Source organism: Streptomyces sp. NWU339 (genome assembly GCF_003143855.1).
Lineage (GTDB): Bacteria > Actinomycetota > Actinomycetes > Streptomycetales > Streptomycetaceae > Streptomyces.
Genome location: NZ_QFRK01000138.1, coordinates 1 through 6,553, shown reverse-complemented (window position 1 = coordinate 6,553; position 6,553 = coordinate 1). Strand labels below are relative to the sequence as shown.

At 70.9% G+C, this 6,553-nt stretch carries 7 protein-coding genes and 1 pseudogene; 3 read left to right on the top strand and 5 right to left on the bottom strand.

What is annotated here, in order from left to right; all coding sequences use genetic code 11:
* Positions 1–922, top strand: a 922-nt coding sequence (locus tag DIZ27_RS44260; protein WP_109383892.1) for an IS256 family transposase, incomplete at its 5' end; no start/stop codon positions are given.
* A gap of 22 nt (positions 923–944) precedes the next feature.
* On the opposite strand, the pseudogene DIZ27_RS44255 reads toward DIZ27_RS44260, so the two are convergent.
* The 3 genes and pseudogenes from DIZ27_RS44255 to DIZ27_RS44245 all read right to left on the bottom strand — a co-directional run.
* Positions 945–1,352 (bottom strand): annotated as a pseudogene (locus DIZ27_RS44255) (hypothetical protein); the annotation flags it as partial.
* A gap of 227 nt (positions 1,353–1,579) precedes the next feature.
* Positions 1,580–2,137 carry a DNA-binding protein gene (locus tag DIZ27_RS44250; protein ID WP_109383891.1) on the bottom strand — a complete coding sequence of 186 codons (558 nt, stop codon included), beginning with the start codon at positions 2,135–2,137 and terminating at the stop codon, positions 1,580–1,582.
* 12 nt (positions 2,138–2,149) lie between these two features.
* Positions 2,150–4,384: a helix-turn-helix transcriptional regulator gene (locus DIZ27_RS44245; protein ID WP_109383890.1), complete on the bottom strand. Its 2,235-nt coding sequence runs from the start codon at positions 4,382–4,384 to the stop codon at positions 2,150–2,152.
* 122 nt (positions 4,385–4,506) lie between these two features.
* Between DIZ27_RS44245 and DIZ27_RS44240 the strand changes: the two genes are divergently transcribed.
* Positions 4,507–4,767, top strand: a complete 261-nt coding sequence (locus DIZ27_RS44240) for a type II toxin-antitoxin system Phd/YefM family antitoxin (RefSeq protein WP_109383889.1) — start codon at positions 4,507–4,509, stop codon at positions 4,765–4,767.
* Positions 4,764–5,009 carry a type II toxin-antitoxin system RelE/ParE family toxin gene (locus DIZ27_RS44235; RefSeq protein WP_109383888.1) on the top strand — a complete coding sequence of 82 codons (246 nt, stop codon included), beginning with the start codon at positions 4,764–4,766 and terminating at the stop codon, positions 5,007–5,009. Before DIZ27_RS44240 ends, DIZ27_RS44235 begins: the two co-directional genes overlap by 4 nt.
* Before the next feature lie 88 nt (positions 5,010–5,097).
* Here DIZ27_RS44235 and DIZ27_RS44230 read toward each other — a convergent pair whose 3' ends face one another.
* Both DIZ27_RS44230 and DIZ27_RS44225 read right to left on the bottom strand, forming a co-directional pair.
* Positions 5,098–5,640, bottom strand: coding sequence for a restriction endonuclease (locus tag DIZ27_RS44230; protein ID WP_258308917.1), 543 nt, complete (start codon positions 5,638–5,640; stop codon positions 5,098–5,100).
* A 269-nt stretch (positions 5,641–5,909) separates the two neighbouring features.
* Positions 5,910–6,553, bottom strand: a 644-nt coding sequence (locus DIZ27_RS44225) for a DNA-directed RNA polymerase subunit alpha (RefSeq protein ID WP_146229157.1), incomplete at its 5' end; no start/stop codon positions are given.

Here is a 6,553-nt window from a genome sequence, read left to right as displayed (position 1 = left end):
GGCCTACGTCCACGGCGTGTCCACCCGCTCGGTCGACGACCTGGTCAAGGCACTGGGCGCGGACAACGGGATCTCCAAGAGCGAGGTCTCGCGGATCTGCGCGGGCCTGGACACGCAGCTGACCGCGTTCCGTACCCGGCCCCTGGACCACATCCGCTTCCCCTACGTCTATCTCGATGCGACCTACTGCAAGGCGCGGGTCGCGCATCAGATCGTCTCGCGGGCCGTGGTGATCGCCACCGGCATCACCGAGGACGGCGGTCGGGAGGTGCTGGGAGTGATGGTCGGCGACAGCGAGACCGAAGTGTTCTGGACCCAGTTCCTCCGTCACCTGCGCGAACGCGGCCTGAACGGGGTCCGGCTTGTCATCGGCGACCACCACTCGGGGCTGGTCAAGGCGATCCGCAAGGTCATGATCGGGGCTGCCTACCAGCGCTGCCGAGTTCATTTCCTGCGCAATGTCTTCGGCGTGATCCCCAAGGACGCCGCGGAAATGGTCGCCGCGACGATCCGCACCATCTTCGCCCAGCCCACCGCCGACGCGGTCCGCACCCAGCTCGACACCGTCGCCGACATGCTCGGCAAGCAGTTCCCCAAGGTCAAGGCAATGCTGCTGGAAGCGAAGGACGACCTGACCGCCTTCGCGGCGTTCCCCGAGCGACATTGGAAGAAGATCCAGTCCACCAACCCGCTGGAGCGGATCAACCGCGAGGTCAAGCGCCGCACCGACGTCGTCCAGGTCTTCCCCAACGACGCCGCGCTCCTGCGGCTGGTCACCGCCGTGCTCTTCGAACTGCACGACGAATGGATCGCCTTCCCCCGCCGCTACCTGCCCGAGGGAAGCATGGACCAGCTCTACCCCGCCGAGCGCCCCGAAAGCGCCCCCGCGCTACCCAACACCACCAACACGACCGCCGGATGATCGGCTACACCACGAGAAGGGGCACGATCTCGTGGGTGAAGCCGGAGGGCCGCCCGAGCCCCACACGGTCCAGAGCACGGGCGAGTTCCGGCCAGGAGGTGACGTCCGGGCAGTACCCGGTGGACTGGTTGCTGACCTCGCCTACGGCCCACCGGTCCGCCTCACGTACGAAGCCGATCTCGCCGGCACTCAGCACCATGGCTCCGTCGGCACAGGCCACGTGCTCGCTTCGCCGCGGTGCCAGCCGAAGCACACCGTCCGTGTCGACCACGAAGGTGAACGGTTCGGCCAGTTCCGCCGCCGATCGCTCAGCGATCCAGCTGCCGAACTCTGCCGCCGAGCTGATCCGGCACCCGCCGTTGCCAGGCCGGACTGCTGTCTTCAGCTCGACCGGTCCGACGTATCGGTAACTCCGCCCCCGCGCACTCACTTGAGCCAACCTAGAGCACTTCCGACACACGCCCTAGCTGGCCAGGCCGCTGGCCGGTAGTCACGACAGCCGAAGCGGTCGGTTCGGCCTGCCATCATCGCCCGTCAGTGACCCCCGTCCCGGTCCTGTGCGTTAAACACGGCATCGCGTGCATGAACATCCGACCCCCGCGGATACGCGAGCGCGCCCTGAACTGGTGGGTCCGGGGCGCGGCTGCTCGGGGGCGCCTACAGGTCGAACTCGAGGTGCTCGATGTCCGTGAAGCGGACCTCCTCCAGCTGGCCGGCGCGGCGGCCGTTGTCCTGGAAGTAGACCTCCTTGAGCCCTTCGGCGGCGATCTCCTGGAGCTGCTGGTCGCCGGCGCCGGCCTGCTGGGCTTCGAAGAGGCGGGCGGCGTACTGCGGGGGCAGGGCGACGGTCAGGTGCCGGATGCGGTCCTGGTCCGTCGACCCGATCGGCGCGGTGTAGCCGAGCCGGGCGCGGGTGTCGATGACGATGCCTCCGCTGGTCGCCGCCTTCTGCCGGGCCTTGGCCCGGATCTGCGGCTGCCAGCGCTTCTTCACCTCGCGCTCCAGCCGCGCGGCGAGAGCGGCACGGGGCTTCTTGATCTGGTCCTTCACGTACCGCTCGACGGTGCGCTGGGAGATCCGCAGCATCTGGGCGACCGCCCTGGTGCCCTTGAGCTGCTTGACCAGGTACCGCATCTGCGCGGGCGCGCTCTTGGGCGCCGGGCGGGTGAACGCCTTCTGTACCGCGGCGTCCAGGCCGTCCCCGAACAGGCTCATCGTCGCCCTCTCCTACTCTCCGTTGTCGACGTCGGTGACGGTGCCGTCCTTGATGTAGCGGGCGAGGTTGAGCTCCGGGGCGTCGAACCGGTCGCGGACCTCCTCGCCCCACAGGACGGACTGGGTGCCCTCGTGCTTGACCAGGCCGGGGTTGATGCCGAGCTTGAAGCCGCCGGGCAGCGGCCTGCCGCCGGGGTAGGGCAGGAAGTCCAGCGGGCTGGTGCCGTCGGCCGCGTAGACGACGCAGTCGGACAGGATCGCGACCGGGTACTGCCCGGTGAACGCCGCGTGCTTGACGATCTTGCGGTGCAGGTTGATCCGGGTGCGGGAGATGACCGCCGCGCGGATGTCCGGCCGCCACGTCGGGCGGGACAGGGCCCGCCACGGCTCGCCGGGCCGCCAGCCCTCGCCCCGGGGGCGCTCGCGCAGCTTGCCCAGGCCGCCCTTCACGGTCGCCTTGATCGCCGAGACGACGATCGCCAGCTCCGGGTCACGCTTCCTGTAGCCCTCTATCGCGGCGAGGAAGTCGGCCGGCGCGAGGTCGGCGTCGACGCCGAGGTCGGCCATGGTGGCCAGGTAGGCATCACGGAGCCGGTTGTACCAGCCGTCCAGGTAGCGGCCGTTCTCGTACCGGACCCAGGCCTCGAGCGGGCGCACCTCGTAGCCCAGCTCCACCGCGTAGGCGACGGTGGGGGTCGCGTACCAGGCCGGGCCCTCGGGGCGCGCGCCCGTCGGCGTGAACGGGGAGGGCAGCAGGCTGCCGTCCAGCTCCACCCACTCCTTGCCGACCTTCACCTTCGCCAGGTCGACGTGGGACAGGTCGACCAGCCACGAGCCGGGCAGCTTCGGGTCGAACGCGGGGGCCTTGACGTGCGTCGCCTCACCGAGGCCGACGGTCAGACCGTTCGCGCCGGCGGCGAAGGCCATGTTGACGTCGATGCCGACCAGGTGGCGCAGGGTGCATTCGGCGTCGGTCATCGGGCGTGCCCAGTCGCAGGCCTCCTCGAACAGCTTCTCCGCCGGTCCGCGGACGTGGAAGCGGGGCAGGTCCTTGAGGAGCGGGTGCCCGTCGGGGGCCTCGCACGGTGCGCAGTCCACCGGGTCCTTGCCCAGCGAGCCGGGGTTGTGCTCGGAGTGCCGCTTGCCGTCGGCGTCCGGCTCGGAGGCCCGGGTCGGCGGGTGCAGCGCGGTCATCAGCTCCAGGCCGGTCACGGCGGTCGAGCCGCGCGGCGTCATCACCCGGGACGCGTACACGCCCAGCACGCGGGTGAGTTCGGCCGGCGGGAGCTGCCCGGCCTCACCCCAGTGCCGGGTGTCCAGCGCGTTCCACGACGGGATGCACAGCTGCACGCAGGCCCGCTCCGAACCCTGCGCGGGGCGGTAGATCCGCGCCCACGGGCCGAACCCGCGCTTGGTCAGCTTCCACTCCGCGCGGACCAGCTGCTTGATGACCTTGTGGCCCTCCGGCAGGCGCCCGGCGAGCCGCTCCTCCTCCGCGAGGGCGACCGGCAGGCCGTAGCGCTCCAGCGCGGCCTCGGTGAGCACGAGCAGCGGGTCGGCGTCCTTGCCCGGCCCGGACAGCTTCGGCTGACCGAGCTTCGCCTCGCGCAGCGTCCAGTCGACCAGGGCCGGGATGCTCTTGGCGGGCACGTCCAGGACCAGGCCGCCGGTGCAGTACGCCAGCACCTTGCCGTCTTCGACGTCGACGACCGCCAGCGGGCCGTTCTCGAACCGCGGGTCGGTGCCCGTCGGGGTGCCGGCCGGGGCCGCCTGCTTCGCACCCGGACGGCGCGACGTCGACGACGTCCTGGTGGCGCGCGCCGGGCGGGGCGCGGCGGCCGGAGCAGCGGCGACGGGGGCAGGGGTCTGGGTGTTCTCGGGTGCGGTCGTGTCCGCAGCGTCGGATGCCGGGCCTGGGGACAGGGTCTGTGCTTCCGCCGGGTCGGGTGCTGCGGTGAACGTGGCGGGCACCGCAGTGTCTTGGACGGGCGCGGCCGCGTCGACCGGGGCGGGGTAGAGCTCCGCGAGCTGCTTGAGCAGCCGGGCGTAGGCGTCGCGTTCCGGCGGGCGGGGCTCGGTCTTGCCGGACTCCCAGCCCGACACCGTGGCCCGGCGCACCTTCAGCGCGGTGGCTACTTCCTCGATCGTCAGGCCGTGCGCGGCACGCAGCCGCTTGCGCTCCTCCGGCGGCGGCAGCGGAGCACGGGACGCAACCAGCGCGTCGACCGCGTCGAACAACTCGGACACGGAACACCTCCAGACCAACATCCTACCCCATGAACCGTACACATTGCGTACTTTTAGCGTACGGATCGCGTACGGAGCATGTTCGATGGCTGAGAAGTGCACACTTCCGTAAGGTGGTGTGCATGACGGAGACGACCTACTCGATCGTGGAAGCCCGCGCCCGCCTGGGCGCCATCGCGCGCGAAGTCAGCGCCACCCGCGAACCAGTCGCCATCACCGACCACGGACAGCCCGTTGCCATACTGGTCAGCCCCGCCGACGCCCTGGAACTGCAGGAGCTGCGCGCGCTGACCGCCTACCGCGCCCGCCAGGCCCGCGGCGAGGACGCCGGCGTCTCCCACGACGAGGCGTACCGCCGCGTGTTCGGCGGAGCTGAGGCGTGAGCTACGAGGTCATCTGGGAGCCCGAGGCCCTCGCCCAGGCGGAGCGGTTCGCCAAGGACGACCCCGACGGGGTACGGCAGGTGTTCACCGCCGTCGACCGCCTCGCCGACAACCCCCGCCCCGACGGCGCCTTCGGCAGCGCCGACCTGCTGCGCATCCACATCGGCGCCTACCGCGTGATGTACGAGATCAGCGACCAGCAGATCCGCGTCAGCGTCATCCATCTCGGCCGCGTGCGCTGACCAGGCCCATCCGTGCGCCAGGCCGAGGCCCGGTCACGCCCCTGGGACACCTGTCCTTACGTCAGGCGGCCGTAGCCGGGTGGCACGGTCAGGCCGAGGGGCGCCGCCTGCCGCCGCCGCTTCCGTTCAGCGGGATCAAGGTTTCCAGATGAGCGCCCTTGACCCAGGCGCCCAGCAGGTCGCGGTGCAGGGCCACGATGTCCTGGCGCAGCGCCAGGCCCAGCGCGGCCTTCGTGAACGTGCGGCAGGTGGTGACGAACAAGGCGACGTCGGCGCCGTGTTCGAGACGGGCGGTGCCGACGAACTTCTGCATGTCCTGCGAGGACACGCTCCGGTGCGGCGCATACTTCTTGCACTGGACGACCAGCTTGCGGCCGTCGGCCAGGTAGCCGACGACATCCGCGCCCAGATCGCCGCTCTTGCCGCTGACGACGACCTTCGTGCAGCCGTCCCGCCGGCACAGATCGGCGACGTACGTCTCGAACTCCTGCCACGACAATGCGTCGACCTCGGCCATCGACAACTCCCGCGCCCGGGCCTCCTCCTGCGCCCGCCACGCGCGGTCCTGGCCGACCGAGCGACGGTGCGCCCGCAGCAGCGCCCAGCCGGCTCCCACCGGCCCCGGCCGCATCAGCGGGCCGACGATCACCTCGGCCGCCAGACACGGATCCGCCTCCCTGTCGGCCTCCCCCGCCCGCTGGGCCGCCCGGATCCTGCCCGCGAACGCCCGCACGTGCGGCTCCACCACCCTGGCGGAGAAACCGTCGGCCACCTCGGCGTCCGTCGCCGACGCAGGCAACACCAGCGCCCTGATGTCGCTGGCCGACATGCGAGGGGAGGCCGGGGACCGGGAGGGCGCCCAGGCTCTCATCCTGGCTCCCCCGCGACCCGGCGCAGCGTTCAGTACTGCTCGAAACCCGTGCTCGCGTTGTCGTCCGCGCCGAAGGCGGCGGCGGTCGGGTCGAATCCGGGCGGGGAGTCCTTCAGGGCCAGGCCCATCCCCGCCAGCTTCGCCTTGACCTCGTCGATCGACTTCGCACCGAAGTTGCGGATGTCCAGCAGGTCGGCCTCGGAGCGCGCCAGGAGCTCACCCACCGAGTGAACGCCCTCCCGCTTGAGGCAGTTGTAGGAGCGGACGGTGAGCTCCAGCTCCTCGATCGGCAGCGCCATGTCGGCGGCCAGGGCGGCGTCCGTCGGGGACGGGCCCATGTCGATGCCCTCGGCGCCGATGTTCAGCTCGCGGGCCAGACCGAACAGCTCGACCAGGGTCTTGCCGGCCGACGCCATGGCATCACGCGGACGCATGGCCTGCTTGGTCTCGACGTCGACGATCAGCTTGTCGAAGTCGGTGCGCTGCTCGACACGGGTCGCCTCGACCTTGTACGTGACCTTCAGCACGGGGCTGTAGATGGAGTCGACCGGAATCCGGCCGATCTCCTGGCCCACCTGCTTGTTCTGCACGGCGGAGACGTAGCCGCGCCCGCGCTCGACGGTCAGCTCCATCTCCAGCTGGCCCTTGCCGTTGAGCGTGGCGAGGACGAGGT

What these genes read in the sequence shown, in the direction of transcription:
- DIZ27_RS44250 (WP_109383891.1), bottom strand. Translation starts at nt 2,137, where the DNA reads ATGAGCCTGTTCGGGGACGGCCTGGACGCCGCGGTACAGAAGGCGTTC.
- DIZ27_RS44240 (WP_109383889.1), top strand. Translation starts at nt 4,507, where the DNA reads ATGACGGAGACGACCTACTCGATCGTGGAAGCCCGCGCCCGCCTGGGC.
- DIZ27_RS44230 (WP_258308917.1), bottom strand. Translation starts at nt 5,640, where the DNA reads ATGCGGCCGGGGCCGGTGGGAGCCGGCTGGGCGCTGCTGCGGGCGCAC.